Origin of the sequence: Actinoplanes sp. NPDC051633 (genome assembly GCF_040681735.1) — a bacterium.
GTDB lineage: Bacteria > Actinomycetota > Actinomycetes > Mycobacteriales > Micromonosporaceae > Actinoplanes.
Map to the genome: position 1 here is coordinate 1 of NZ_JBFAZH010001268.1, position 2,130 is coordinate 2,130.

Sequence of the window (2,130 nt, forward strand, 5' to 3'; positions counted from 1 at the left end):
GGCTCCTCAAACCCCCGCGGGCGCGCCCCACGCCCCCCCCCCGGAGCCGGGCCCGGCCCGAACCCCGGCGCCCCGGACCCCGCCGCCGGCCGCGCCGCCCCCGGCCCCCACGCCCGCACCGGCGGAGCCGGACTCCGCCCGCGACGCTTCTGCCGGGCCGGGAATGGAGCGGCCCGCGAAGGGTGGCGACACTGCTGCTCAGGCGAAGGAGGAGCGGCCCGCGAAGGGCCGTGCCCATCGACCGATGCGGGTCGGATTCATACACCTGTCCGGCGTGGTCTCGCGAGTCGAGAACTCACTGCCGGTCCGGTGCCTCATGCGCTTCGGCGCCATCAACGGCCGGGACCGCACGCTGGTACTTGGCGGGCAGGCGTTCACCGCGATCATCCCGCTGTTGATCGTGCTGTCCGCGCTGGGTTCGCGGAATGATACGACGGCGGTGGCTGACCGGCTGTCGGCCCGGTTCCATGTCAGCGGGGCGTCGGCAGAGGCCATCCGGATCCTGTTCGAGCGACCGCCCGGCACAACCGGCACCATCACCGTCACCGGGCTGGTGGTCCTCGCGTTCGCCCTGCTGAGCCTCACCCGTTCGCTTCAGCGCACGTACGAAGCGGCCTGGCAGCTGCCGGCCGTCGGGATGCGCGGCACGCTCAACGCGGTGACCGGATTCGGCCTGCTGATCAGCTCACTGCTGGTGCTGTCGTTGCTCGTCGGCGCGGTACGCCAGCTGCCGGCGGGCGACGCGGTGGCTTTTGGGTTGCGGGTCGGCACGAGCACGGCGGTCTGGCTGCTGCTGCAGAGCATGCTGCTGTCCAGGCGAGTCCCGATTCGACGGCTGGTGCCCGGATCGATCGGCATCGGCATCGGCAGCGCCGTGCTGAGCCTGTATTCGGCGTTGTGGATGCCTCGCCTGATCGAGACGAATGCCGATCGCTACGGAATCATCGGGATCACGTTCGCCATCCTGACCTGGCTGATCGTCATCTGCTTCTGCGTGGTGGTGGCCGCCGTGATCAGTGCAGAGACGGGCGGTGCTCCCGCGGTGCGGCACGGCCTGCCGACGACAGGAAGGAAACCGCGCGCTCCTCAGGCGTGATGAGCCCGCACGTCGACGACGGTCACGCCGAGCGCCGGCGCGCGATCCAGGATCTCTGTCAGCGTGTGTGACCGGAGCGGCGCGCCGCGCAGGACGATCTCGACCACAAGGCCGTCGAGGTCCCACTCGGCCAGCAGCGCGCACAGCGCATCTCCCACGGAGGCGTTGAGGCTGATGTCGTACGTCTTCATCGGCTCTGTCGACCGTGACGCCGAGGGCTGGATCATCATCGACTCCTGATTCTCGCGGACGGCGTCCTGGCCGGCTGGCTGACGGATCTGGGGCTCAGCGCGCCGACGGCGCAGAACGCCATGGAGAGGATCGCGGCCGCCGGAAGCTCGACCACCTCGGGGTTGCTGACCGGGATCTTCTCCGGGCTGGCCGGGCTGACGTCCATGCTCTTCATGGCCTTCATCGGCCTGGTGATTTTCCTCTTCATGCTCCTCAACGGACGCCGCTACGCCGGCTGGGCGGCCGGCCGCGTCGGCCGGCCTCGAGCTCTCGCCGAGTTGGTCGGCGTCATTCTGTTGTGAACGACGTCCTGCAGAACTTCTTCGCGCCGGTGGCCTACGGCTCGACGCTCAACCTCGATCCCCTCGCGGTGCTGCTCGTGACGACGGCGGCCGGGCTCGTCGGTGGCGTCGGCCTCATCGTCCTGGCGGCTCCGATCGCGGCCGTGGTCGGTCAGACCGCCAAAGGGTGACCGCGGCCCGGCAGCCGCCGGACGAGAAGGCTGAGTGAGCGGCCACCGTCCAGGTGATCCGGATCTGGCCGTGGTGTCGCGCCGGCTACCGGACACCGCTACATATCAGAGTTTGCACGCATCCAACGAGCCGTCGTACCCGGCGAAGAACGCCTCGTTGCGCTGCTCCGCAGTGCCGTGCGAGCCCTCGGCGAACCATGGTTGCCCGGGCTGGTCGGCGACGGCGATCAGACCGCGCTGCAACTCCTGGATGTCGCCGCTTAGACATAACTTCAACATCTGCATTATCTTTACGCTCTTGCTTTTTATTATAAATTCTAATAAATCTATC

Annotated in this window: 4 protein-coding genes and 1 pseudogene; 3 read left to right on the plus strand and 2 right to left on the minus strand. The window is 68.4% G+C overall.

What is annotated here, in order from left to right; genetic code table 11:
* Nucleotides 1-274: 274 nt before the first annotated feature.
* The gene (locus AB0M20_RS39900) at nucleotides 275-1,096 is read left to right on the plus strand and encodes a YhjD/YihY/BrkB family envelope integrity protein (RefSeq protein ID WP_364306318.1); all 822 of its coding nucleotides are present in this window, start codon (nucleotides 275-277) and stop codon (nucleotides 1,094-1,096) included.
* Here the strand turns inward: AB0M20_RS39900 and AB0M20_RS39905 are convergent.
* Nucleotides 1,087-1,287, minus strand: a complete 201-nt coding sequence (locus AB0M20_RS39905) for a hypothetical protein (RefSeq protein WP_364306320.1) — start codon at nucleotides 1,285-1,287, stop codon at nucleotides 1,087-1,089. The two genes, AB0M20_RS39900 and AB0M20_RS39905, sit on opposite strands and share 10 nt — an antisense overlap.
* Before the next feature lie 120 nt (nucleotides 1,288-1,407).
* Between AB0M20_RS39905 and AB0M20_RS39910 the strand changes: the two genes are divergently transcribed.
* Nucleotides 1,408-1,629, plus strand: coding sequence for a hypothetical protein (locus AB0M20_RS39910; protein WP_364306322.1), 222 nt, complete (start codon nucleotides 1,408-1,410; stop codon nucleotides 1,627-1,629).
* On the plus strand, nucleotides 1,626-1,799 hold the full coding sequence (locus tag AB0M20_RS39915; RefSeq protein ID WP_364306324.1) for a hypothetical protein: 174 nt from the start codon (nucleotides 1,626-1,628) through the stop codon (nucleotides 1,797-1,799). Before AB0M20_RS39910 ends, AB0M20_RS39915 begins: the two co-directional genes overlap by 4 nt.
* A 105-nt stretch (nucleotides 1,800-1,904) precedes the next feature.
* On the opposite strand, the pseudogene AB0M20_RS39920 reads toward AB0M20_RS39915, so the two are convergent.
* Nucleotides 1,905-2,130 (minus strand): annotated as a pseudogene (locus tag AB0M20_RS39920) (hypothetical protein); the annotation flags it as partial.